This window comes from Streptacidiphilus sp. MAP12-33 (assembly GCF_041261265.1).
In the GTDB taxonomy this organism is placed as follows: domain Bacteria; phylum Actinomycetota; class Actinomycetes; order Streptomycetales; family Streptomycetaceae; genus Streptacidiphilus.
The window spans coordinates 269,340-294,028 of the sequence record NZ_JBGCCA010000002.1 but is presented as its reverse complement, the minus strand read 5'-3'; the positions used below and the strand labels follow the sequence as shown (position 1 = coordinate 294,028).

Genomic DNA, 24,689 nt, shown 5'->3' with positions numbered 1-24,689 from the left:
CCCGGTGCCGGTGAGGCGGATCGACACCAACGGGGACAGAACATGACGCAGCAACAGGGCGCCGCAGGCGATTACGGCGACCCCAGGACCTTCGGCGCACTCCGCCTCGACCGCCTCGGGGCCAAGCCGCTGCGGCCCACCGATCCGCGCCGCGTGGGCCCGTACGTGGTCGTCGCCGTGCTCGGCGGCGGCGGGATGGGCCGGATCTACCTGGGCCGCGACGCCGATGACGCGACGTCAACCCTGGCCGCCGTCAAGGTGATCCGCCCCGAGTACGCCGACGACGAGGGTTTCCGCAGGCGCTTCGAGCGGGAGTCGGCCGCGCTCGCGCGGGTGCGCGGGGAGCAGGCGGCGGTGCTGCTCGGCAGCGGCTACGACGGCGACCTGCTGTGGATGGCCACCGAGTACATACCCGGCCCGACCCTCTCCGAGGCGGTGGCCGCGTCCGGTCCGCTCGGGGCGGCCGGGGCCTGGCGCCTCGCGCTCGACCTGGCCCAGGCCGTGGCGGCGATGGAGCGGGTCGGGGTGGTCCACCGGGACATCAAGCCGTCCAACGTGATCCTCGGCCCGGCCGGGTGCCGGGTCATCGACTTCGGCATCTCCCAGGCCGCCGACACCAGCGCCATCACCACCACGGGCCAGCAGGTGGGCACCCCCGCCTACATGTCGCCGGAGCAGGTGCGCGGCCAGGCCGTCGCCACCTCGTCGGACCTGTTCGCCCTGGGCTCCGTCCTCGCCTTCGCGGTGACCGGCAACGGTCCCTTCGGGGACGGGACCACGGTCGACGTGCTGCACCGGGTCGCCTTCGAGGAGCCGAAGGAGGAGGTGCTGGCCCGGGTCGAGCAGGTCGACCCGCAGCTGGCGGAGCTCGTCCGCGCCTGCCTCGACAAGACCCCGCAGGCCCGCCCGACCGCGCCCGAGGCGGCCGAGCGGGCGGCGCTGCGCCAGGTCGCGGCGCCGTGGTCGCCGGAGCTGAGCGAGACCGTCATGTCCCGCGTCGAGGTGGCCCGCGCCGTCGGGGCTCTCCCGCTCCCGGCGCTGCAGGCGCCGACGGACCCGGGGACCGTGCTGCTCGGGAACGCGGCCTTCACCCCGAACGGGCAGCCCACGCCGCCGACGGCGCAGGCATCGCTGTACGGGCCCGCCCGGGCCACCCCGCCGACCGTGCCCGTGATGGCGGAGCCGGCACCGGTACTGCCCTCCTACGTCTCAGTGACGCCCGGCCCGGCTCCGGCCCCGGCGACGGAGCGGCGGCGCGGCAACCGCGGCGTCCTGCTGGCTGTCGCGGCGGTCCTCGCCGTGGCCGCGCTCACCGGCACCGCGATCGCCCTGACGGGCGGCGGCAAGCCCGGTGGCGGCTCGCAGACCGTGGCCCAGCAGGGAGGCAGCGGCAGTATGGACGGGGTGCCCGCGAGCCCGGGAGCCTCCGGCGCCGCGGGGCCGTCCACCGGACCGTCCGCGGTGACATCGGGCGCCGCGTCGGCGAACCCGGCGGGTTCCAAGGCGCCGCGGCCCGCGACGTCCGGCACGGCGGGCGCCACCGGGCAGCCGGGCGGCAGCCAGGGTGGCACCCCCGCGACCACCCCCGCCTCCCGGCCGACGACACCGGCCGCGTCGCACAGCTCCGCGCCGCCGCCCGCCACTCCCGCCTGGGACCAGCAGTGCACCTACTACTCCGGCGACGAGGAGACCGACATCCACGGTCACGGCAGCACGGCCGCGATCGAGGAGGTGCAGTGCCTGCTGCTGAACCGGGGAGGGCAGCTGGCGAGCATCATCAACGGGTCGGGCGGGGTCGACGGGCAGTTCGGCCCGGGCACCCAGAAGGCCGTGGAGACCTTCCAGTCCTGCGTCGGCCTCACGCCCGACGGCGGCGTCGGCCCGCTGACCTGGCCCGACCTGCGCGGTTCCGGCAACTGTTAGCGCGGTGCGCGTCCCGACAGGGCCAGGGCCCGGGCGAACGCCGGGGCGTCGGAGGGCACGGTGACCGGTTCGGCGAAGCCGTCGTACTGGCGGAACATCTCCGCCCACGCCTCGACCTGCCCGAGCAGCGCCGTGGCCGTCGCCTCGTCCAGGGTGTAGGTCTGGCCGGAGGCCTCCGCGGCCTCCCAGCCGTGGAGGGCGAACTCCAGCAGGATCATCCCGGCGATCGCCGTCGCCGGGACGGCGGAGTCGCCCATGGGCATCTCCCGCTCCCAGGCGGACGGGTCGGACCATGCGGCCAGCGCCTTGTCGACCTGCTGGCCGTAGGCCTCGGCCCAGCCGGGCTCCGCCGTGAAGTCGCGCTCGTACCACTCGGCGGGGACCGAGCCGCCCTCCGCGCGCAGTGTGAAGTTGTGGGCGGTCCACAGCACCAGGTGGTTCACGACGGTGCGCAGGTCCCACTCGGCCGACGGCGTCGCCGCGCCCAGCGCGGCGGGGTCGATGCCGCGCACGACGCGGACGGTCTCCGTGGCGGCCTCGCGCAGGGGAGTGTAGAGCTCGGGAAGTTCGGGCTTGGCGTTCATGCCCACGACGCTACGGGCCGCGCGCGGCGAGGTCTTGAAGAAACGCGACACGCATAGGGTGGCGGACATGGAGCGGGAGCGGGAGCGGGAGACCGGCAGGACGGCGCCCAGGGGCGTCCTGCGCCCGGAGCAGGGTGCGAGCCGGTTCACCGTCACGACCGCGCCGCCGGGGCCCGCGCTCGTGCCTTACGTGGAGTACCACTGGATCGTCCGCTGGGACGTGACCGGGCAGCCGCCCTACGACTCCCAGGTGCTGTCGCACCCGAACGTGCACCTGGTCTTCGAGCCGTCCGGTCCGCTGGTCTATGGGGTGATCCGCGGCGTCTACACGCGGCACCTCGTCGACGCGGGTCAGGTGCACGGGGTGCGGTTCCTGCCGGGCGGCTTCCGCGCGTTCTGCGACGGGCCGGTGCAGGAGCTCACCGACCACGTCCTCCCGGCCGCCCGGATCTTCGGTGAGGCGGCGGACGGGCTCTGCCCGCGGGTGCTCGCCCACACGGAGACGGACGCGATGGTCGCCCTGGTCGAGGCGTTCCTGACCGCCCGGCTGCCGGCGGAGCCGGACCCGCAGGCGGCGCAGGTCGCCGAGATGGTGCGGGAGATGACCGGCGATTACACGCTGCTGCGGGTCGAGCAGGTGGCCGCGCGCTTCGAACTCTCCCCGCGCACCCTCCAGCGTCTGTTCGCCGAGTACGTGGGCGTCTCGCCGAAGGCGGTGCTGCGCCGCGCCCGTCTGCACGAGGCGGCGCAGCGTGCCGACAGCGGCTCCGTCGACTGGGCAGCGCTCGCCGCGGACCTCGGCTACGCCGACCAGGCCCATCTGACCCGCGACTTCACCGCCGCCGTCGGCGTGCCGCCCTCCCGCTACGCGCGCGGCGACCGCTGATCGGCCCTGCGGTGATCGGCGGTCGCCGCGCTGATCGGCCCTGCGGTGATCGGTCCTGCGGTGATCAGCCCAGTGCCAGGGCCTGGACGCGGGTGATGTCGCCGTTGAACCGGTCGTGGTCCCCGACGTAGGGGCCGGAGTCGGTGTACTGCCACATGGTGTAGTAGCCCCAGCCGGCCGGGAGGGTGCCGGGGGAGCCGTTGTAGTTGGCCACCCACAGCGGGTCGTTGGCGGCGAATGCGCCGTAGTTGCCGGTGCACTGGACCCACCAGGACGTCGCGGTGTAGATCACCGCCCAGCGGCCGGTGCGGTAGTGGTACTCGTTGACAAAGCTCGCGATCCAGTTGACCATCGCGCTCTGCGACAGGCCGTAGCAGGCGGCACCGTAGGGGTCCCACTCGATGTCGAGCACGCCCGGTAGCGTCCTGCCGTCGCCGGACCAGCCGCCGCCGTGGTTGACGAAGTAGTCGGCCTGGGTGGCGCCGGAGGTCGTGTCCGGGGTGGCGAAGTGGTAGGCCGCGCGGATCATGCCGGCGTCGTACGGGCCGTTGTACTGCTGGGCGAAATCGGGGTTGGTGTAGTACGTCCCCTCGGTGGCCTTGGTGTAGGCCCAGCGCACGCCGCTGTTCCACAGCGTCGTCCAGTCCACGTTCCCCTGGTAGCTGGAGACGTCCACGCCCTCGGTCTGGGTGACCAGCGGCCGGCGCGTCGTCGGGCCTGCGGCGCCGCCGTGCGTCCGCACGCCGATGCCCAGGTACGCGCTGCCACGTGGCGGCTTGGCCGCCGCGGCCCGCGCCGCGGTCGCGGGCGCCGCGCCGAGCACGCCGACGGCGGCGGCGAGCAGCGTCGCGGTGGCGGTGAGTCTGTGGCGGAAGGCTGTGCTGTTCGAAGAGCGGGAGTTCATTGCGTCGCGCCTCCGTGGTGTCGTCGTTCAGGGACGGCAAAGGGGCTTGCGTGAACGCCGAACTGATGGCCGGACAGGTTCTTGTCACAGCCATGCCACGTGGGATGCTACGCGGGTTGACCGCCGCCGGAGAAGAGCGCCGCGCAGCTGTGGACGAAGTCCCGAACGGCCGGGTCCGCGTCGCCCGACGGGGGCCAGGCGACGCCGACCTGGCACGGGCTGACGCCGGTGAGCGGGCGGTAGACGACGCCGGGACGGGCGTAGAAACGGGCCGCTGAGGCCGGGGCGAGGGCGACGCCGTCACCGTTGGCGATCGCGCTCAGCCAGTCGTCCGGCAGCTCGGTGACGGCCCCGACACGGACCGGCGCACCCTCGCGCTCGTCGGTGCCGAGCCAGAAGTCGCGCCAGCCGCCGGACTCGGCCGGGGCCGCGACGAACGGATCGTCCCACAGCTCGGCGAAGGCGATCTCCTCCCGGTCGGCCAGGCGATGGGCCTGCGGCAGCGCGATCCAGCGCGGCTCGGTGAACAGCACCCGCACCTGCCAGCGCTCCTGGCCCGGAAAGGGCAGCAGGACCAGCGCCACCGCGACCTCGCCGTCGGCGAGTCCCGCACTCGGATCGGCCCAGGACGCCTGGCGCATCCGCACCCGCCAGCCGGGCCGACGGCGCCCGAACTCCGCGACGATCCGCGGCGTCGCCTCGTCGGCGCCGCTGCCGAGAAAGCCCACCCGCAGCACCCGCTCCGCCCGGTCCGCCGCGGCGCGTGCCTCCCGGCGCGCCCCGTCCCAGGTGTCGAGAAGCCCCGGCACCCGCTCGGCCAGGGCCAGGCCGGCCTCGGTCAGGGCCATGCCCCCGCGCGAGCGGGTGAACAGCGGCACCCCCACCAGCGCCTCCAACTGCCGGATCTGCTTGGTCAGCGCGGGCTGGGAGACGAAGATCCGTTCGGCGGCGCGGGTGAGGTTGCCGTGCTGCGCCACCGCCGCGAAGGAGCGCAGCAGCCGGGTGTCCACATCCATGCCACCAGGTTATGGAAACCGCTATTGGACCGGGTCGGCGGCGCACGACGAGGCTGGAAGCCCCCACCCCGGAGAAGGCGGGAAGCCCCCACCCCGGAGAAGGAGTCGAGTCCATGTCCATCCTCTGCACGGTCGTCACCGTGGCCGCGATCCTGGCCAATGCCGGGATCGCGGCAGCGGACCTGTCGCACGCCCCGTTCGTGCTGGCCAACTCGGCGGAGGTGGGCGTCCCGCGCTCGTGGATCGCCCCGCTGGCCTCGCTCAAGGCGGCGGGCGCCGCAGGCCTGCTGCTCGGGCTGCTGGGCCTGCGGCCGCTGGGCCTGGCGGCCGCCTTCGGCCTCACCCTGTTCTTCGTCGGCGCGGTGGCCGTCCACGTCCGGCGCCGGATGCTGCACAACCTCGTCTTCCCGGCGGGCTACCTCGCTCTCGCCGGCGCGACGCTGGCGCTCACGGCCGCCCGGTGAGCCTGCCAGACTGCGTCGCATGACCAGTGATCATCTGAGCGTCGGCGACCGCGATCCGGAGCTGAGCGCGCGGTTGTCGTCCGGCCTGGACGCGTACAACTTCCCCGCCACCGGCACCACCGAGGCGGACCAGACGCAGCTCTCGGTGAAGGTCGTCGACGACGACGGCGAGATCGTCGGCGGGCTGGCCGGGTGGACCTGGGGTGGGCTGTTCGGCATCGAGATGTTCTGGGTGCGCGAGCAGAGCCGCGCCGAGGGCTGGGGCAGCCGGATCCTGTCGGCGGCCGAGGAGGAGGCACGGCAGCGGGGCTGCGACCGGGCCGTGGTCTCGTCGTTCACCTTCCAGGCGCCCGGCTTCTACCAGCGCCACGGCTACCGCGAGACCGGCCGCACCCTCGGTATCCCCGGCGGGCACCAGGACGTCCACATGTTCAAGCAGCTCGCGCCGTCCTAGCCTGGGCGGATGCCGACCGAGCCCGAGGATCCGCCGCGCAACCCGCTGCTCGACCCGCGTCTGGCCGGGGCGGGGGGTCTGCTGATCACGGCCGCCGCGCTCGCCTTCCTCTTCACGCACGGCATCCATCACGACCCGGCGCCGGTCCCGCCCCGGGCGTCGGTGACCGCGAGCCGGTGACACGCCGAACGGCCGGTGCCCGCCCCTCCCGGGGGCGCGCACCGGCCGTTCGAGCGAGCCGCGAGCTGCCGTCCGCCGGCCACGAGCCGGCGGACGCGCCTCAGTCGACCTCGGCCACCGCCTGCGCGAACTGCGCCTGGTAGAGCCGGGCGTAGGCGCCGCCCTGCTCCAGCAGCGAGGCGTGGTCGCCCTGTTCGACGATCGCGCCGTTCTCCATCACCAGGATGGTGTCCGCGTCGCGGATCGTGGAGAGGCGGTGCGCGATGACGAACGCGGTGCGGCCCGCGCGCAGCTTGGCCATCGCGCGCTGGATCAGCACCTCGGTGCGGGTGTCGACGGAGCTGGTCGCCTCGTCCAGGACCAGGATCGACGGCTCGGCCAGGAACGCCCGCGCGATGGTGATCAGCTGCTTCTCGCCCGCGCTGACGCCGGTGCCCTCGTCGTCGATGACGGTGTCGTAGCCGTCCGGCAGGGTACGCACGAAGCGGTCGACGTGGGCGGCCTTGGCCGCCGCGACGACCTGCTCGCGCGTCGCCCCCTCGGAGCCGTAGGCGATGTTGTCGGCGATGGAGCCGCCGAACAGCCAGGTGTCCTGCAGCACCATGCCGATGTTGCCGCGCAGCTCCTCACGGTTCATCGCCGCCACGTCCACGCCGTCCAGGGTGATCCGCCCGGCCGTCGGCTCGTAGAACCGCATCAGCAGGTTGACCAGCGTGGTCTTGCCCGCGCCGGTCGGGCCCACGATGGCGACCGTGTGGCCGGGCTCGGCCAGCAGCGACAGGTCGTCGATGAGCGGCTTCTCCGGGTCGTACCGGAAGGCCACGTGCTCGAACTCGACCCGCCCGCGCACGGTCTCCGGACGCTCCGGCTGCGCCGGCTCGGGGGACTGCTCGTCCGCGTCCAGCAGCTCGAAGACGCGCTCGGCCGAGGCGACGCCGGACTGCACCAGGTTGGCCATGGCCGCGACCTGCGTCAGCGGCTGGCTGAACTGCCGCGAGTACTGGATGAACGCCTGCACGTCACCGATCGACAGGGCGCCGGAGGCGACCCGCAGACCGCCGACGACCGCCACCAGGACGTAGTTCAGGTTGCCGATGAACATCATCGACGGCTGGATCAGACCCGAGATGAACTGCGCCTTGAAGCTGGCCTGGTAGAGCTTCTCGTTCTCGGCGTGGAACTGCTCGGTGGCCTCGTGCTGGCGCCCGAAGACCTTGACCAGCGAGTGGCCGGTGTACATCTCCTCGATGTGGGCGTTCAGCTTGCCCGTGGACTTCCACTGCGCCACGAACTGCGGCTGCGCGCGCTTGCCGACCTTGGCCGCCAGCACCGCCGAGGCGGGGATGGAGACCAGCGCGATCAGGGCCAGCAGCCAGGAGATGTAGAACATCATCGTCAGCACGCCGACGACCGTCAGCAGCGAGGTGATGATCTGCGACATGGTCTGCTGCAGCGTCTGCGCGATGTTGTCGATGTCGTTGGTGACCCGGCTCAGCACCTCGCCGCGCGGCTGCTTGTCGTAGTAGCTGAGCGGCAGCCGGGCCAGCTTGTCCTCGACGTCCGAGCGCAGCCGGTTCGCCGCGCGCTGGACGGCCACGTTGGCCAGGCGCGCCTGGACGATCCCGCACAGGCCCGCGACCAGGTAGATCAGCGCGACCCAGCCGAGCACCGTGCCGACCGCGCCGAAGTCGATGCCCTTGCCGGGCGTGAAGTGGATCGACGACAGCATCTGCTGCTGCTGGTGGTTCAGGTGCCCGGTCAGGGTCGACGGGTCGGTCCCCGCGGGGATCTTCTTGCCGAAGACCCCGCCGAGGATCAGGTCGGTCGCGTGGCCGAGGATCTTCGGGCCGATCACCGAGAGCGCGACGCTGACCACGGCCAGCGCCAGCACGCCCATGATGATCGGACGCTCGGGCCGCAGCCGGCCCAGCAGCCGCTTGCCGGAGACCTTGAAGTTCATGGACTTCTCGACCGGTCCGCCGCTCATGAAGCGGCCGGGGCCCATCGCGGGGGCCGGACGGCGGGTGGCCGCCGCCTTGGCTTCGTCGCCGCCGCTGCTCATGCCGCCTCCTCCTCGGTCAGCTGGGACAGGACGATCTCTCGGTACGTCTCGTTGTCGTTCATCAGTTCGTGGTGGGTGCCCTCGCCGACGACGCGGCCCTCGTCGAGGACGATGATCCGGTCGGCGCCCCGGATCGTGGAGACGCGCTGCGCCACGATGACGACCGTCGAGTCGCGGGTCTCCTGCTCCAGTGCGGCGCGCAGCCGCGCGTCCGTCGCGTAGTCGAGCGCGGAGAAGGAGTCGTCGAAGAGGTAGACCTCCGGCTTGCGCACCAGGGCGCGGGCGATGGCCAGGCGCTGGCGCTGACCGCCGGAGACGTTGGTGCCGCCCTGCGCGATCGGAGCGTCCAGGCCCTCGGTGAACTTCGCCACGAACTCCCTGGCCTGGGCCGTCTCCAGCGCGGCCCACAGCTCCTCGTCGCTGGCCTGCGGGTTGCCGTAGCGCAGGTTGGAGGCGACGGTGCCGCTGAACAGGTAGGGCTTCTGCGGGACCAGGCCGATGGTCCTCGCCAGCAGTGCCTCGTCCAGCTCGCGCACGTCCACGCCGTCGACCAGGACGGAGCCGTCGGTGACGTCGGACAGCCGCGGGATCAGGTTGATCAGCGTGGTCTTGCCGGAGCCGGTGGAACCGATGATCGCGGTGGTCTCGCCGGGGCGCGCGGTGAAGGAGACGTCCCGCAGGACGGCCTCCTCGGCGCCGGGGTAGCGGAACTCGGCGGCGCGCAGCTCCAGGAAGCCGCGGGCGGAGAGCTCGTGGACCGGGTTCGCCGGCGGGACGACGGTGGTGTCGGTGCTGAGGATCTCCTCGATGCGCTCGGCGCAGACCTCGGCGCGCGGCACCATCATGAACATGAAGGTGGCCATCATGACCGACATCAGGATCTGCATCAGGTAGCTGAGGAAGGCCGTCAGCGCGCCGATCTGCATGCCGCCGCTGTCGATCCGGTGCGCGCCGAACCACATGACGGCGACGCTGGAGAGGTTGACCACCAGCATGACCAGCGGGAACATCAGCGCCATCAGCCGGCCGACGCGCAGGCCGACGTCGGTCAGGTCGTCGTTGGCGCCGCGGAACCGGGTGCGCTCGTGGTTGTCCTTGACGAAGGCGCGGATCACCCGCAGGCCGCTGATCTGCTCGCGCAGCACGCGGTTGACGCTGTCGATGCGCTCCTGCATGGTGCGGAAGAGCGGACGCATCCGGCTGACGGTGAAGCCGATGATGACGCCGAGGATCGGCACGATGACGACCAGCAGGGTGGACAGCGGCACGTCCTGGTTGAGCGCCATGATGATGCCGCCGACCATCATGATCGGCGCGGAGACCATCAGCGTGAAGGTCATCAGCACCAGCATCTGCACCTGCTGCACGTCGTTGGTGCTGCGGGTGATCAGCGAGGGGGCGCCGAACTGGCCGACCTCACGGGTGGAGAAGGACTGGACCCGGGTGAAGACGGAGGCGCGCATGTCCCGGCCGAGGGCCATGGCGGTCCGGGCGCCGAAGTAGACGGCGCCCACCGAGCAGATCACCTGGGCGAGCGAGACACCGATCATGATGCCGCCGGTGCCGAGGATGTAGCCGGTGTCGCCCTTGATCACGCCGTTGTCGATGATGTCGGCGTTGAGGGTGGGAAGGTAGAGGGTCGCGATCGTCTGGACCAGCTGGAGCAGGACGAGCAGGGTGATCGGCCTGGAGTAGGGCCCCAGATGGGCGCGCAGGAGTCTGATCAGCACAACGGGTCTCTCAGATGAGGTGATGAGCTGGTGGGCGGAGGAAGGTGAGAGTTTCTGCGTACACCGTACCCGGTTGTATGGGCGCAGGCCATCGATTTGGCGGCGTGCCATCGTAAGAAGCTTACCTGCCGACCGGCAAGTGGTGTGACCGCCGTCACCTTCACCCCCTTACATGGGAGGCCCTAACGTCCTACGCTGTTGCCCGCTGGTTACTCGTGAGTTAAGCAGTGGGTCGACCCGCCCTGATCAAGAAGAAGCGCCCCGTCGTTCGCATCGCATCCGCACCGCATCAGCCCAAGGCCGCCCCACACCGGCCACACGGGCACCGGAGGTAGCCGTGAGCCTGAAGCCGCTCGTCGCCGAGCCCCTGCTGGACAACCGCCCCGAGTCCGTGGCGCAGCTTTTCCTCGCCCGCGTGGCGGCCACCCCGGACCGGGTGGCCTACCGCTATCCCGTGCCCGTCGACGAGCATGCCGCCGACGGCGCGCCCGGCGCGGAGCAGTGGCGTTCGCTGACCTGGGCCCAGGCGCAGGAGCGGGTCCAGGACATCGCGGCCGGTCTGATGAGCCTCGGCATCGTGCCGGAGGAGCGCGTCGGCATCTCGTGTTCCACCCGGATCGAGTGGATCCTCATCGACCTCGGCATCATGTGCGCGGGCGCGGCCGTCACCGCCGTCTACCCGAGCACCAACGCCGAGGAGACCGCGTTCATCCTCTCCGACTCCGGCAGCCGCGCCCTCTTCGTCGAGGACGCCAAGCAGCTGGCCAAGGTGCTGGGCGTGCTGGACCAGGCCCCGGAGATCACGGCCCTGATCACCGTCGACGGCAGCAAGCCGGAGGCGGGCGCGGAGCGGGCCGGTGTCGAGGTGCTCTCGCTCGCCGAGCTGGAGGAGCGCGGCGTCGCCCACCTCAAGGAGCACGCGGAGGCCGTCACCTCGACCGTCGCCGCCATCGAGCGCGAGCAGCTGGCCACCCTGATCTACACCTCCGGCACCACCGGCCGCCCCAAGGGCGTCCGCCTGGTCCACGACTGCTGGGCCTACCAGGCCGCCGCGCAGTCCTCGCTGGGCCTGACCGACGACACCGACGTGCAGTACCTGTGGCTGCCGCTCTCCCACGTCTTCGGCAAGACGCTGACCTCCGGTCACATCCAGCAGGGCTCGGTGATCGCGGTCGACGGCCGGATCGACAAGATCATCACCAACCTGCCGCTGGTCCAGCCGACCTACATGGCTGCCGCGCCGCGCATCTTCGAGAAGGTCTACAACGGCATCGCGGGCAAGGCCCGCGCCGAGGGCGGCGCCAAGTACAAGATCTTCCTGTGGGCGGCGGGCGTCGCCCGCGAGTACGCGGAGACGGCGCAGAAGAACGAGATCACCACCGGCTCGCGCACCGTCCCGTTCCCGCTCCAGCTCAAGCACGCGGTCGCGGACAAGCTCGTCTACGCCAAGATCCGCGCGGCCTTCGGCGGACAGCTGCGGGCCTGCGTCTCCGGCTCCGCCGCGCTGGCCCCCGACATCAACTACTTCTTCTCCGGCGCGGGCGTCCACATCCTGGAGGGCTACGGCCTCAGTGAGACCTCCGCCGGCTCCACGGTGAACCCCGGCGAGAGCTACCGCGTCGGCACCGTCGGCCGCCCGATGCCCGGCACCGAGGTCCGCATCGCCGAGGACGGCGAGATCCTGCTGCGCGGCCCCGGCGTCATGCGCGGCTACCACAACCAGCCCGAGAAGACCGCCGAGGTGCTGGAGGCCGACGGCTGGTTCCACACCGGCGACATCGGCGAGCTCGACAAGGACGGCTTCCTGCGGATCACCGACCGCAAGAAGGACATGTTCAAGACCTCCGGCGGCAAGTACGTCGCCCCGAGCGAGGTCGAGGGCCGGTTCAAGGCGGTCTGCCCGTTCGTCAGCAACATCCTGGTCATCGGCAACGGCCGCAACTTCTGCAGCGCGCTGATCACCCTGGACGAGCCGGCCATCATGCAGTGGGCCGGGACCAACGGCCAGGCGGGCAAGTCCTACGCGGAGGTCTGCACCTCGGCGGAGACGCACAAGCTGATCTCCGGCTTCGTCGACAAGCTCAACGGCGGGCTCCAGCGCTGGCAGACGGTCAAGAAGTTCACCGTCCTGCCTCGGGACCTTGACGTCGAGCACGGCGAGCTGACCCCGAGCCTCAAGGTCAAGCGCCCGGTCGTCGAGCGGGAGAACGCCGAGCTGATCGAGGCGATGTACGCGGGCGCTCGGGAGGCCTGACCGTTCCGGGCTGAGGAGGGAGCGAGCCGAAGGGCGCGCCGACGCCGAAGCGACGAGGGCCGAGCGAGGGCCGCGACACATGCGGCTCCGCCGCGTGGGCGCAGGCCCGAGGAGCTGAGGCGTCGGGCCAGGAGCGCCCGGAGGCGAGCGACCAGTGGTCGGCGTACCGGAGAATGGACGGTATGCCCTCCGCTCTGCCCGACGGCGAAGCCGTCCCCGCCGACGGCGCGCTGCCCGAGACCGCCCTCGCCGGGCTCGGCACGCGCCCCTTCGGCTTCTACGTCCACGTCCCCTACTGCGCCACGCGCTGCGGGTACTGCGACTTCAACACCTACACCGCGACGGAGCTGCGCTCCTCCGGGGCCGTCGCCTCCCAGGACACCTACGCCGACCACCTCGTCGCGGAGATCCGCCTCGCGCGGCGCATCCTCGGCGACGCGGACGTCCCCGCCCGGACCGTCTTCCTCGGCGGCGGCACGCCGACGCTGCTGCCCGCCCGCGACCTGGTCCGGATGCTCGGCGCGATCCGCGACGAGTTCGGGCTGGCGCCCGGCGCCGAGGTCACCACCGAGGCCAACCCCGAGTCGGTCGACCCGGCCTACCTGAGTGAGCTGCGCGAGGGCGGTTTCACCCGGCTCAGCTTCGGCATGCAGAGCGTGCGCCCGCACGTGCTGCAACTGCTGGACCGCCACCACACCCCCGGCCGCCCGCAGGCCTGCGTCGCCGAGGCCCGCGCCGCCGGCTTCGAGCACGTCAACCTGGACCTGATCTACGGCACGCCCGGCGAGTCCGACGACGACTGGCGCGCCTCCCTGGACGCCGCCCTGTCGGCCGAGCCGGACCACGTCAGCGCCTACGCGCTGATCGTCGAGGAGGGCACCAAGCTCGCCGCCCGCATCCGCCGCGGCGAGATCCCGATGACGGACGACGACGTCCACGCCGACCGCTACCTCATCGCGGAGGAACGCCTCGCCGCCGCCGGGATGCAGTGGTACGAGGTCTCCAACTGGGCCACGACGCCCGAGGCCCGCTGCCGCCACAACGAGCTCTACTGGACCGGCGCCGACTGGTGGGGCGCCGGCCCCGGCGCGCACAGCCATGTCGGCGGCGTCCGCTGGTGGAACCGCAAGCACCCCGCCGCCTACGCCCAGGCCCTGGAGGCCGGCGAGACCCCGGCCCAGGGCCGCGAGCGGCTGGAGGACGAGGACCGCCGCGTCGAGCGCATCCTGCTGGAGCTGCGTCTCTCCGACGGCTGCCCGCTGGAGCTGCTCCGTGAGGCGGGCCGCGAGGCCGCCGACCGGGCGCTGGCGGACGGCCTGCTGGAGGCCGCGCCGTACGCCGCCGGGCGCGCCGTGCTCACCCTGCGCGGACGGCTCCTCGCGGACGCGGTCGTGCGCGATCTGGTGGACTGAACGGCGACGGCATCCCGGACCTGGTGGCCCGTGACCGGTCCGGCGTGCTCTGGTTCTATGCGGGCGACGGCCACGGCGGCTGGAGCGCCTACGACGCGATCGTCGTCGGCGGCGCGCTGGACGACCTCGGTCGCAACGAGTTACCTCGCCCACGCGACCCCGATGGGCTGACGCGGACCGGTCGCGCATCCGTTCGCACGGGGACGGCCCGTGCGGGCGTCGGGTGGGTCTTCGCCGTTGTGCGAAGGCCCACTTCGGGTCTCTACGATGTCCGCCATGGACACGGGGGCACGGCCGGACGCACGGCTGATCGACGGTCGGTTCGAGCTGCTGAACCGCCTCGGCGGGGGCGGCATGGGCCTGGTGTGGCGGGCCCGCGACATCGCCCTTCAGCGCGAGGTGGCGCTGAAGGAGGTCCGCCCGGCCGACCCCGGCCTCGCCGAGGCCGATCCGGCGGCGGCCGCGGAGCTGCGCGAGCGGGTGCTGCGCGAGGCGCGGGCGCTGGCCCGGCTCCAGCACCCCAACGTGGCGGTCATCCACCACATCGTGGACAGCGCCGCCTACCCCCACCCGTGGCTGGTCATGGAGCTGGTGACCGGCGGGAGCCTCGGCGACCTGCTGGAGCGCGGGCCGCTCCCGGTGGCGGACGCCGCCCGGATCGGCCGGGGCGTGCTCGCCGCGCTGCGGGCCGCGCACGCGGCCGGGATCATGCACCGCGACGTCAAGCCGGGCAACGTGCTGCTGCGCGCGGACGGCACCCCGGGGCTGACCGACTTCGGGATCGCGGCGTTCAGCGACGCCACCGGCCTGACCGCGACGGGCTCCCTGGTGGGCTCGCCCGAGTACATCGCGCCCGAGCGGATCCGTGGCCGGGAGGGCGATCCCTCCTCCGACCTGTGGTCGCTCGGGATGCTGCTCTACGTCGCCGTCGAGGGCAGCCACCCGCTGCGTCGCGGCACCGCGCTGGCCACGCTGGCGGCGGTCCTCGACGAGCCGCTGCCGCCGCCGTCCCGCGCCGGGCGGCTCGGCCCGCTGCTGACCGCCCTGCTGGCCAAGGACCCGGCCGCCCGCCCCGACCCCGACCAGGTCGACCGCACCCTCGCCCAGGCCATGTCCGCAGCCGCCCCGGCGGGCGCGTGGCCGCCCGCCGCCGGGCCGACCTCCGAGGGCGGCACCCGGCTCCTGCCGGGCGCACCGGACGGCTTCGCCGACCGGGGGCAGGCCGCCCCGACGGACCGCATCCCGGGCGGCTTCGCCGACCTTGGCGGCCCGGCACCGGCCCAGCCGGGTGCCACGCCGTTCCCCACGCCGCCGGGCGGCACGCCCCAGCCGGGTGCCACGCCGTTCCCCGGGTTCGGGACTCCGCCCTCGGGCGGCACGCCCCAGCCGGGTGCCACGCCGTTCCCCACGCCGCCGGGCGGCACGCCCCAGCCGGGTGCCACGCCGTTTCCCGGGTTCGGCATGCCCGCCTCGGGCACCGCCCAGCCCGGTGTCACCCCGTTCCCGGACTTCGGGACTCCGGCCTCGGGCACACCCCAGCCGGGCGCTGCGCCCTTCGGAGCCCCGCCGTTCGACGCACCGCCGCTCGGGACGGTGCGGCTGGGGGCAGGACCGGTGGTGCCGGTTCGGCGGTGGCGGGTGCCGGCCCTCGCCGCGGTCTGCACGGTGGTGCTCGCCGCCGGTGGGTCGCTGGCCTGGGGCCTGCTCGGGTACGGCACCCACGCGACCGGCTCGGGCAGCGTGTCCGGGGTGGTGGCGACGGGCAGTTCCGGGCCGGTCGTCGCGCCGAGCGGCTCGCCCTCGACCGGGACGCCGCCGGCGAGCACGCCCGGCGGTTCGTCCGGCGACGGCGCCTCCGGTGTCGACCTGCTGACCCCGGCCGGACTGCGCCACGCCCTCTCGGTCATGCGCCCGCTGATCCCGGGCGGCAAGGTCTACAACGTGACGGTCTACCCGACCTACGCGCTGGCCGAAGTGCCCAGCCCGGTCAGCAGCGCGGAGTACATCGAGGTCGACTACCGCGACGGCCAGGCCACCCGCGGGACCGGCGGCCCCGTCATCGACGAGAAGCCGATCGACCTGGCGGTCTACGACTGGAACGTGCTGCCGGCCCTGCTGCGCAAGGCCCAGGCCACGCTCAACATCCCGCACCCGGACAGCCGTTACCTGATCATCGAGCCCGACCTGTTCGATCAGACACCGGTGATCGCCGTCTACTTCTCCGACGGCGGCGGCGGGAGCGCCTACCTCACCGCGGACCCCAAGGGCACGGTCCGGCGAACCGATCCGCTCGCCCCCTGACGGCGACGTGCGTGAACAGGACCGGAGGGACGGCAGGGTGACGGGTCGGCAGCAAGCGGCCGAGTACGCCTACCACGTCCAGCAGGGCTTCCTCTGGTCGGACGGCTCCGTGGACCCCGCAAGCACCAGCGCCTGGGCACAGAGCGACGTCACGCTCAAGAACCGGTTCACCGTGACCGCACTCGACGTGCGGCTCCGCGTCGCCCTGACGCCCGGTGTGGTGACCACCGGGGACTGGTCGACGGTCCCGGCCCAGGACCTCGCCGTCACCGTGACCCGCCAAAACGGTTTCCTGCTCTACGAATGGACCCTGAGGCCGGGCGCCACCCTCGCGCCCGGCACGTACGAGTTCGCCGGCCAGTACGACCACGCCTCGGGCGGCCGCGACGCGGGCCGCGACACCTATGCCGCGACCGCCACCGGCCACGGCCAACCGGCCTCCGTCCACGGCGACTTCTACCCCACGCACTGACCTCACGAGGAGGACTGCGGGCGCAGCAGGCCGCGGTTGAACGCCTCCGTCACCGCGGCGGCCCGGTCGGAGACACCGAGCTTGGCGTAGATGTTCAGCAGATGGGACTTGACGGTGGCCTCGGTGATGAACAGCCGGGCCGCCGCCTCGCGGTTGGTGGCGCCGGAGGCGACGTGTTGCAGGACCTCCAACTCCCGTCCGCTCAGTGGTCCTTCCGTAGAGTTGCCGGATCCCGGGCGGGCCGGGGTGTCGCTCGCGGCTGGGGTGCGCACGCGCCGCATCAGCAGCGCGGCGACGGAGGAGGCCAGCACCGACTCGCCGCGGGCGGTGGCGCGCACCGCACGCAGGAGTTCGTCGCGCGGCGCGTCCTTGAGCAGGTAGCCGGACGCGCCCGCCTCGACCGCGGGCAGCACATGGGTGTCGGTGTCGTAGGTCGTCAGCACCAGCACGCGGGCCGTGCTGCCGCGCCGGGCCAGCTCGCGGATGGCGGCGACACCGTCGGTGCCGGGCATCTGCAGGTCCATCAGGATCACGTCCGGGGCGGCGGTCTCCGCCAGCCGCAGCGCCTCGGCGCCGTCCGCCGCCTCGCCGACCACCTCGAAACCCGGCTCCTGGGCGAAGAGGCTCGCCAGGCCGTCGCGGACGACCGGGTGGTCGTCCGCGACCAGCAGCCTGATCACGTCCCGCTCGCCGCACTCGTCCTGCCCATCCCGCACCTGGCCTCCGCTCACGTCTCCACCTCCGCGGCCGCGACCGGCACCCGCGCCGAGATCCCCGTGCCGGTGCCCGGCTCGGACTCGATCTGCAGGCTGCCCGCCACGGACTCGATCCGTTCCCTCATCCCGACCAGTCCGAACCCGCCGTCCCGGCGCGGTGACGCGGCCGCGGCGAGTACGGGGTCGAAGCCCGCGCCGTCGTCCACCACGTCCAGCGCCACCTCGTCCTCCAGGTACGACAGGGTGAGCGCGACCTGTCCGGCACCGGCGTGCTTGGCCACGTTGGTCAGCGCCTCCTGGGCGGTGCGCAGCAGGGCCAGCTCCGTCTCCGGCGGCAGTGGTCGGGCGTCGCCGGTGGTGGTGACCCGGACGGGGGTGCCGTGCCGCGCGGTCCAGCACTCAGAGACGCCCGCCAGCGCCTCGCCCAGCCGCGCGGTGCGCAGCGGCTCGGGACGCAGGGCGTGCACCGAGCGGCGCGCCTCGTTGAGGCTCTCCTGGGCGAGTCCGGCGGCCGCGTCCACATGGCGCCGCCACTCCGCCGGAACGGCACCAGCCTCCGTGTCCGCGGCCCGCAGTTGCGCGATGATCCCGGTGAAGCCCTGGGCCAGCGTGTCGTGGATCTCGCGGGCCATCCGGCGCCGCTCCTCCTGCACGCCCGCCTCCCTGGCCCTGGCCAGCAGTTGCTCGTGCAGGGCGGCGTTCTCGGCGAGGCTCGCCTCCAGCCGCCGGTTGGCCAGCCGCACCTCGGCCAGTGCCCGCTCCCTTTCCTCCTGGTAGCGGTTGCTGCGCTCGGCGAACCAGGAGAACCCGCACATCGGCAGGATGTTGGCCAGCAGCACCGCAGCGAACTCCGCGGCGCCCAGAGGCGTTCCCTTGTCCAGGCCGTAGGTCTGCGCGATGCCCGCCACCGCCGCCACCGCACCCACGGCGAGCGGCTCCCAGGGCCAGGGGACCAGCCGGAAGGCGAAGACGTAGCACGCGGGGGTGAAGAAGCCGAACCACGGGTCGCGCACCACGAGCACGGCCACGATCGCCATCAGGCCGACGAAGAACACGGCCATCGGGCGCGGCCGTTCCCACGACTGCGGGCGGAGCGTGAACATCACCAGGATCCACAGCGCCGCCAGTGCGCACAGGGCCAGATCGAGGGCGAGCGGGGCGCCACCGCGGTTGGCGGTGGTCACGGCGGCCAGTACGGCGAGGAGGAGGTAGGGCAGGACGGTCAGGGCCGGGGGCCACTGCCGCTGGGGATCGTCCACGCCTGCCTCCTTCTCGTCGCTTCGTCGCCAATCTATCGACGGCCTCATGGTGCGCAGGCGGTTACGCGGCGGAGAAGGCGGTGCGCAGGTGCCTGCCGTTCGCGACGGCCACCACGCCCAGCAGCAGCACTCCGCACAGGCCCTGCTCGACGCGCATCCAGACGGGCAGGAAGCCGGGCAGCGAGGCGATCACGACGATGGCGGCGGCCATCACCGCGGAGGTGATCCGCAGCCTGCGGTACGCACCCCTGCTGCCGCGGGCGGCACGGGTCACGAAGGACAGCATCAGCAGCGAGGCCAGCGCGACGATCCCGCCACGGACCCAGACGGTCGCGGTGACCAGATCGGCGTGGTGCCGCAGCACGTAGGCGACGACGAGGGTGGCCACGCTCAGCGCGAGGTAGCCGGAGACGAGGGTCTTCATGGTGCGGAACGCGGTCAGGCTGCGCGGGTGGGTCAGCGTGTTCTCGGTGGTCACTGGACCGTTCCTTTCCGGTGGGCCGGTCTGCCTTGGTTCCCTTCCAGGGTCGCGAGAACGGCCCCGCGCCACATCGACCGATCCACCGGGTGGCGGCTGGTTCCGCCGGCCAACCGAACGGCTGATCCCACTCCACCGTTCGGTGGGGAGCGGCCTGCCGCGAGATCTTCCGAAGGCCGGGGCGGCGTCACTCCGGCTGTGTGACGAAGTCGATCAACTCCTCGACCCGGCCCAGCAGGGCCGGGTCGAGGTCCTTGAACGAACGGACCGAGCCGAGGATGCGCTTCCATGCCGCCGGGGTGTCCAGCGGCCAGCCGAGGCGGGCGCAGATGCCCGTCTTCCAGTCCTCCCCGCGCGGCACGTCCGGCCAGGCGGCGATGCCGACGGAGGCGGGCTTCACCGCCGCCCAGACGTCGATGTACGGGTGGCCGACGACGAGCACGTGATCGCCCGTCACCTGCGTGGCGATCCGCGCCTCCTTGGTGCCCGGCAGCAGGTGGTCCACCAGCACCCCGAGGCGCCGCCCGGGCTCCGGGGCGAACTCCGCGACGATGGCCGGCAGGTCGTCGATGCCCTCGAGGTACTCGACGACGACGCCCTCGATCCGCAGGTCGTCACCCCAGACCCGCTCCACCAGCTCGGCGTCGTGCCGGCCCTCGACGTAGATCCGGCTCGGCAGCGCGACGCGCGCCTTGACGCCCTGTACGGCGATCGAGCCCGACGCCGTGCGCGCGGGTCCCTGCGGCCTCGTCGCGCCCGCGGCCTGCGGTCGCACCAGCGTCACCGGCTTGCCGTCCAGCAGGAACCCGCGCGGCGTCATCGGGAACACCCGCAGCTTGCCGTGCCGGTCCTCCAGGGTGACGGTGAACCCCTCGGCGGTCTTCTCGCACCGCACCACCGCACCGCAGAATCCGGTGCCCGCCTCCTCGACCACCAGGTCCCGCTCCGCGGCCACCTCGGGCACGGCGGAGGGTCGCTTCCACGGCGGCGTCAGGTCCAGCGCGTCATATCGGCTCACCCGACGATCATCGCAGAGGCCGGTGCTTTCGCGGGTGAGCGCGGTCAGTAGCCTGTCGTGCACATCTCGACTCGTCAGGTGGCAGGCGTCAGGCGTCAGGACAGGAAGGCCGGAATGCGATTCGCCGTACTCGGAAGGCTCGAAGTCGACGGTCCCGGCGGCCCCTTGGCGATCACCAGCCCCAAGGTGCGGACGCTGCTGGCCACGTTGCTCTTCCGGGCGAACACCGAGGTCCCGACCAGCACGCTGCACCAGGCCCTTTGGGGGTACGACCCGCCCAGCAGCGCGGTCGCCTCGCTGCACAACCACGTCACCCGGCTGCGCCGGCAGCTCGGCGCGGCAGAGGGGGAGCGGCTGGTCGCGGGGGTGGCCGCCTACAGCTTCCGGGCCGAGCGGGGGGAGCTGGACCTGCTGGACTTCACCTGCCTGTCCGAGGCGGCCGGCCGGGCCCGGGAGCAGCGGGACTGGCCGGAGGTCGCGCGGCTCACCGACGCCGCTCTGGCCCTGTGGCGCGGGGCTCCGCTCGACGGCCTGGAGGTCGACCTGCTCGCGGCAGACGTCCGGCGCCTGGTCGCGGTCCGGCAGGAGGTCCTCACCTGGTCCTTCGACGCGGCCCTGCGGCTGTCGCGCCACGGCGGGCTGATACCCCGGCTCACCGACGCGGTGGCGGAGTTCCCGTTCGTGGAGACCTTCCACGTGCAGCTGATGGAGGCGCTCGAGCGCAGCGGGCAGCAGGCACAGGCGCTGGAGGTGTTCCAACGACTGTGGCGCGCCCTGGCCGACGAGCTGGGGATCGAGCCGAGCGCGGCCGCCCGCGCGGCCCAGCGGCGGATCCTCGACGCCGCCCGGTCCGCCGCGGCCACCGAGCCCAACGAGCCCACCACGCCGTCGGCAGTCCCGGCCCTGTCCGCGACTGCGGCCGCGGTGCCGGCCGCGGGCGTCGCGCCGGCCGCCCCTGTTCTGCTCGTTCCCGCCCAACTGCCGCGCGACATCACGGCGTTCACGGGCCGCACGGCCGAGCTCGACGAGCTGGTCACCGCCTGCCGCGTCGGCGCCGAGCAGGGCGGTGTCATCGACATCCACGCGATCGACGGGATGGCGGGCGTCGGCAAGACCGCCTTCGCGATCCACGCCGCCCACCGGCTCGCCGCCGACTTTCCCGACGGGCAGATCTTCCTCTCGCTGCACGCCCACACCCTCGGCACCGCACCGGTCCCGGCCGCCGACGCTCTCGCCACCCTGCTGGTGAGTCTGGGCGTCGACCCGGCACGCATCCCCGCCGACCTGTCGGGACGGGCCGGGATGTGGCGGGCCCAGCTCGCGGGCCGACGGGTGCTGCTCCTGCTCGACGACGCCCAGAGCAGCGAGCAGGTCAGACCGCTACTCCCGGCCTCTGCGGGCAGCCTCGTCCTGGTTACCAGCCGGCGCAGGCTGCTCGCGCTGGAGGACGCGATGCCGTTCACCCTGGACGTGCTGCCCGCGCCCGAGGCCGCCGCGCTGTTCGTCGCCAAGTCGGGGCGACCGCAACTCTCGCCCGACGATCCCGCGGTGCGCGAGATCGTCCGGCTCTGCGGCCACCTGCCGCTGGCGATCCAGCTCTCCGCCGCGCGCCTGCGGCACCGCCGCTCCTGGACGGTCGCGGACCTGCTGCCGGACCTGGCCGAGACCAGCCGCCGGCTCAACGCCCTGCTCATGGAGGACCTGTCCGTCGCGGCCGCGTTCGACCTCTCCTACCGCGACCTGGCCGCCGAGCAGCGGCAGCTGTTCCGCCGGCTGGGGCTGCTCTTCGGCGAGGACCTGGACGTGCCGACCGCCGCCGCGCTGAACGGCGTCGACGCGCCCACCGTCCGGGCCCTGCTCCAGGAACTGGTGGACCACCACCTGGTCGAGGAGCAGCGCCGGGGCCGGTACCGCATGCACGACCTGATCCGCGAACACGCCCGCAACCTCGCCGAGGCCGAACCGGCCGGGCACGGTGACGGAGCCGCTGAGGGAGACGGAGCCGCTGACGGCGACGCCGCCCGGCAGCGCCTGCTCGACTACTACCTGCACACCGCCGCCCGCGCCGGAGCTCTGCTGAGCGGCAGCATCCCGCTGCGCTCGCCCGACGTCGTCCACGTCCCGGTCGCCGGCCCGCCGCTGGCGGGCGAGGACGACGCCCTGACCTGGATGCGCACCGAACGCGCCAACCTGCTGGCCGCCGTCGACCACGCGGTCGGCCACTCCCCGCGGCACGCCGTCCAGTTGCCGGCCGCGCTGCACGAGTTCCTGCGCAGCCAGGGCCACTGGGCGGAGGCCGGGACGGTGCACGGGACGGCGCTGGAGGCCGCCACCGCCTCCGGCGACCTGCTCGGGATGGCGATCTCCCTCTACAACGCCGGTGCCGTCGCCCTCTACGTCGACGAGTACTCGGTCGGCGCCGGGTACCTCGGCCGGGCCGTGGCCCTGTTCGAGGAGTGCGGCCACCGGATCGGCCTGGCCGTCAGCCTGCACCAACTCGGGGCGATGCACCGGCTCTCGGGGGACTACGGCAGGGCCGAGGACGCGTTGCAGCGGGCCCAGACGCTCTTCGACCAGGTCGAGGACGCCACCCACCTCGGTCACGTGCTCACCGAGCTCGGCCACGTGCAGCAGCTGACGGGCCAGTTCGCCGCGGCCATGGGCACCCTGGAGGGGGCCCTGGAGGCGCACCGCCGCACCGGCAACCGCCGCGGCGAGGCGAACGCGCTCGGTCAGCAGGGTGACGTGCTGCAGTGGACGGGCCGGTACGCGGAGGCCCTGGCCAACCACGAGCGGGCGCTGGAGATCTTCACGCGGATCGGGAACGTCGTCGGGCAGGCCATCGCCCTGGTCCAGATCGGCGAGGTGCACTGGGTGCTCGGCGCCCTCGCCGAGGCCGAGCAGAACCTGCGCGACGCGCTGGAGCGGTGCGAGCGGATCGGCAGCCGCCTGGTCCGGGCGAACGCCCTCGCGCACCTCGGCAGCGTCCGGCTCGCGCTCGGGGACCAGGCCGGCGCCGCGAGCTGCCTGCGGGAGGCCCTGGAGATCTGCCGCGACCTCGGCAGCCGTCTGGGTGAGGCGCACGTCCTGCTGCGCCTCGGACGCGTGGCCCTCGCCGGCGCCGACCCGGCGGTGGCAGAGGGCCACCTGAAGGGAGCGCTTCAGCTCTTCGAGCTGACGGAGGACCGCGGCGGCGAGGCGGAGACCCGCAACGCCCTCGGGGTCCTCGACGCCGCGCGCGAACTCCCCGCCGAGGCCGCCCGCCACCACGGCCGCGCCCTCGAGATCGCCGCCGAGATCGGCGCCGCCCTGGAGGAGGCCCGCGCGCTGGAAGGCCTGGCGGTGGCCCACCGCCTGGCCGGTGACGACGCCGAGGAGCAGCTCCTGCTGGACCGCTGTCTCGCGGCCTACACCCGCCTCGCCATCCCCGACGCCGAGCGCGTCCGCGCCCGCCTGCACGACGTCGGCGCATCGTCGGCCACCCTGCCCGGCCCGCGCTGACACGGCGTGGCGGGCGTCGGTGACGCCCGCCACGCGTGCTGGTTCGCCATCATGGGCGGGTGGCCGCACCGCATACCGAGACGACGACGCTCGAAACCCTCCGGGGGCCGCTCACCGGCTACTGCTACCGGATGCTCGGCGCCGCCGGCGAGGTCGACGACGCGGTGCAGGAGACACTGCTGCGCGCCCACCGCAACCTGCACCGGCACGACGCGAGCCGGGCCGGCCTGTCCACCTGGGTGCACGGCATCGCCACCCACGTCTGTCTGGACCTGCTGCGCGGCGCGCGGCGCCGGGCGCTGCCGTGGGACCTGGGCCCGGCGTCCGCCGGCGGTGAGCTGGGCACCCCGCTGCCGGCCGCCCAGTGGGTCGAGCCGCTGGCGGAGTCGCGGCTGCCGCACGTCGCCGACCCGGCCGAGCTCGCCGTGCGGCGCGAGTCGGTGCGGCTGGCCTTCGTCGCCTCCCTGCAGTGGCTGCCTCCGCGGCAGCGGGCGGCTCTGGTGCTGCGCGACGTCCTGGCGTTCAGCGCGGCGGAGACCGCGCAGATCCTCGAGTGCTCCACCGCCGCCGCCAACAGCGCCCTCCAGCGGGCCCGCGCCACCCTGGACGCGCACCGTCCCGCGCCCGCCGACGCCGCCGACCCCGACGATCCGCAGCAGCGGCGCCTGCTGCGCGACTACGTCGACGCCTTCGAGTCCCACGACGTGGACCGGCTGGTCGGCCTGCTCGCCGAGGACGTGCGGTCCGGCATGCCGCCGTTCCTGTGGTGGCTGCACGGTCCGGCGGCCATCGGCGCGGCGGTGGAGGCGGGCGCGGAGTACTGCGCGGAGGACCGCATGCTGCTCGGGGACGTCGCGAGTGGCTGCCTGACCATCGGCCAGTACCGGCCGGACGCGGACGGGATCCTGCGCCCCTTCGCGCTGCTCCTGCTGGAGCTGCGCGGCGGCCGGATCGCCGAGATCGTCACGTTTCTCGGCTGGGGCGAGCGTTTCGCGCAGTTCGGCCTGCCACCGTGGCCGTGACCGATGAGTTTCGGGTCCCCCGGTCGAACCAGGAGTGAGAGCACTCCCCCGAC

The 24,689-nt window shown here is 73.3% G+C and carries 20 protein-coding genes; 11 read left to right on the top strand and 9 right to left on the bottom strand.

The annotated features are described in order from the left end of the window. Positions 1-42 precede the first annotated feature (42 nt). The gene (locus tag ABH931_RS04120; protein WP_370109944.1) at positions 43-1,923 is read left to right on the top strand and encodes a protein kinase; all 1,881 of its coding nucleotides are present in this window, start codon (positions 43-45) and stop codon (positions 1,921-1,923) included. On the opposite strand, the gene ABH931_RS04115 is transcribed toward ABH931_RS04120, so the two are convergent. Beyond that, the gene (locus tag ABH931_RS04115) at positions 1,920-2,507 is read right to left on the bottom strand and encodes a TIGR03086 family metal-binding protein (RefSeq protein WP_370109942.1); all 588 of its coding nucleotides are present in this window, start codon (positions 2,505-2,507) and stop codon (positions 1,920-1,922) included. The two genes, ABH931_RS04120 and ABH931_RS04115, sit on opposite strands and share 4 nt — an antisense overlap. 67 nt (positions 2,508-2,574) lie before the next feature. On the opposite strand from ABH931_RS04115, the gene ABH931_RS04110 reads away from it, so the two are divergent. Beyond that, positions 2,575-3,393, top strand: a complete 819-nt coding sequence (locus tag ABH931_RS04110) for a helix-turn-helix domain-containing protein (protein WP_370109940.1) — start codon at positions 2,575-2,577, stop codon at positions 3,391-3,393. Between the two features lie 64 nt (positions 3,394-3,457). Here ABH931_RS04110 and ABH931_RS04105 read toward each other — a convergent pair whose 3' ends face one another. Both ABH931_RS04105 and ABH931_RS04100 read right to left on the bottom strand, forming a co-directional pair. After that, complete coding sequence (locus ABH931_RS04105; protein ID WP_370109938.1) at positions 3,458-4,297, bottom strand: lysozyme; 840 nt, start codon at positions 4,295-4,297, stop codon at positions 3,458-3,460. A gap of 107 nt (positions 4,298-4,404) precedes the next feature. Then, the gene (locus tag ABH931_RS04100) at positions 4,405-5,313 is read right to left on the bottom strand and encodes a LysR family transcriptional regulator (protein ID WP_370109936.1); all 909 of its coding nucleotides are present in this window, start codon (positions 5,311-5,313) and stop codon (positions 4,405-4,407) included. Between the two features lie 113 nt (positions 5,314-5,426). Here ABH931_RS04100 and ABH931_RS04095 point away from each other — a divergent pair, with 113 nt between their 5' ends. The 3 genes from ABH931_RS04095 to ABH931_RS04085 are packed head-to-tail and all read left to right on the top strand — an operon-like array spanning position 5,427 to position 6,411. Beyond that, entirely contained in the window at positions 5,427-5,777 is a 351-nt protein-coding gene (locus tag ABH931_RS04095) for a DoxX family protein (RefSeq protein WP_370109934.1), read from the top strand. Between the two features lie 19 nt (positions 5,778-5,796). After that, positions 5,797-6,231 carry a GNAT family N-acetyltransferase gene (locus ABH931_RS04090; RefSeq protein ID WP_370109932.1) on the top strand — a complete coding sequence of 145 codons (435 nt, stop codon included), beginning with the start codon at positions 5,797-5,799 and terminating at the stop codon, positions 6,229-6,231. A gap of 9 nt (positions 6,232-6,240) precedes the next feature. After that, positions 6,241-6,411 (top strand): hypothetical protein, encoded by a 171-nt coding sequence (locus tag ABH931_RS04085; RefSeq protein ID WP_370109930.1) that lies wholly within the window; start codon positions 6,241-6,243, stop codon positions 6,409-6,411. A gap of 100 nt (positions 6,412-6,511) precedes the next feature. On the opposite strand, the gene ABH931_RS04080 is transcribed toward ABH931_RS04085, so the two are convergent. Both ABH931_RS04080 and ABH931_RS04075 read right to left on the bottom strand, forming a co-directional pair. Next, on the bottom strand, positions 6,512-8,473 hold the full coding sequence (locus tag ABH931_RS04080) for an ABC transporter ATP-binding protein (RefSeq protein WP_370109928.1): 1,962 nt from the start codon (positions 8,471-8,473) through the stop codon (positions 6,512-6,514). After that, positions 8,470-10,203, bottom strand: coding sequence for an ABC transporter ATP-binding protein (locus ABH931_RS04075; RefSeq protein WP_370109927.1), 1,734 nt, complete (start codon positions 10,201-10,203; stop codon positions 8,470-8,472). Before ABH931_RS04075 ends, ABH931_RS04080 begins: the two co-directional genes overlap by 4 nt. A 337-nt stretch (positions 10,204-10,540) precedes the next feature. Here ABH931_RS04075 and ABH931_RS04070 point away from each other — a divergent pair, with 337 nt between their 5' ends. The 4 genes from ABH931_RS04070 to ABH931_RS04055 all read left to right on the top strand — a co-directional run bounded on the left by ABH931_RS04070 (position 10,541) and on the right by ABH931_RS04055 (position 16,642). Then, positions 10,541-12,457 carry a long-chain fatty acid--CoA ligase gene (locus tag ABH931_RS04070; protein WP_370109925.1) on the top strand — a complete coding sequence of 639 codons (1,917 nt, stop codon included), beginning with the start codon at positions 10,541-10,543 and terminating at the stop codon, positions 12,455-12,457. A gap of 182 nt (positions 12,458-12,639) precedes the next feature. Then, positions 12,640-13,869 carry a radical SAM family heme chaperone HemW gene (gene hemW, locus ABH931_RS04065; protein WP_370109923.1) on the top strand — a complete coding sequence of 410 codons (1,230 nt, stop codon included), beginning with the start codon at positions 12,640-12,642 and terminating at the stop codon, positions 13,867-13,869. A 276-nt stretch (positions 13,870-14,145) separates the two neighbouring features. Next, positions 14,146-16,170 carry a protein kinase gene (locus ABH931_RS04060; RefSeq protein WP_370109921.1) on the top strand — a complete coding sequence of 675 codons (2,025 nt, stop codon included), beginning with the start codon at positions 14,146-14,148 and terminating at the stop codon, positions 16,168-16,170. Between the two features lie 37 nt (positions 16,171-16,207). Next, positions 16,208-16,642 carry a hypothetical protein gene (locus tag ABH931_RS04055; protein ID WP_370109919.1) on the top strand — a complete coding sequence of 145 codons (435 nt, stop codon included), beginning with the start codon at positions 16,208-16,210 and terminating at the stop codon, positions 16,640-16,642. 2 nt (positions 16,643-16,644) lie between these two features. On the opposite strand, the gene ABH931_RS04050 is transcribed toward ABH931_RS04055, so the two are convergent. The 4 genes from ABH931_RS04050 to ABH931_RS04035 all read right to left on the bottom strand — a co-directional run bounded on the left by ABH931_RS04050 (position 16,645) and on the right by ABH931_RS04035 (position 20,113). Next, positions 16,645-17,373 (bottom strand): response regulator, encoded by a 729-nt coding sequence (locus ABH931_RS04050; RefSeq protein ID WP_370109917.1) that lies wholly within the window; start codon positions 17,371-17,373, stop codon positions 16,645-16,647. Beyond that, on the bottom strand, positions 17,370-18,617 hold the full coding sequence (locus ABH931_RS04045; RefSeq protein ID WP_370109916.1) for a sensor histidine kinase: 1,248 nt from the start codon (positions 18,615-18,617) through the stop codon (positions 17,370-17,372). The genes ABH931_RS04050 and ABH931_RS04045 overlap by 4 nt, the downstream gene beginning before the upstream one ends. Positions 18,618-18,678: 61 nt before the next feature. Next, the gene (locus ABH931_RS04040) at positions 18,679-19,095 is read right to left on the bottom strand and encodes a hypothetical protein (RefSeq protein ID WP_370109914.1); all 417 of its coding nucleotides are present in this window, start codon (positions 19,093-19,095) and stop codon (positions 18,679-18,681) included. A gap of 187 nt (positions 19,096-19,282) precedes the next feature. Then, positions 19,283-20,113 (bottom strand): DUF3097 domain-containing protein, encoded by an 831-nt coding sequence (locus tag ABH931_RS04035; RefSeq protein WP_370109913.1) that lies wholly within the window; start codon positions 20,111-20,113, stop codon positions 19,283-19,285. 114 nt (positions 20,114-20,227) lie between these two features. Between ABH931_RS04035 and ABH931_RS04030 the strand changes: the two genes are divergently transcribed. Beyond that, positions 20,228-23,614 (top strand): tetratricopeptide repeat protein, encoded by a 3,387-nt coding sequence (locus ABH931_RS04030; protein WP_370109911.1) that lies wholly within the window; start codon positions 20,228-20,230, stop codon positions 23,612-23,614. Positions 23,615-23,673: 59 nt separating this feature from the next. After that, on the top strand, positions 23,674-24,636 hold the full coding sequence (locus ABH931_RS04025; protein ID WP_370109909.1) for an RNA polymerase subunit sigma-70: 963 nt from the start codon (positions 23,674-23,676) through the stop codon (positions 24,634-24,636). Positions 24,637-24,689 lie beyond the last annotated feature (53 nt).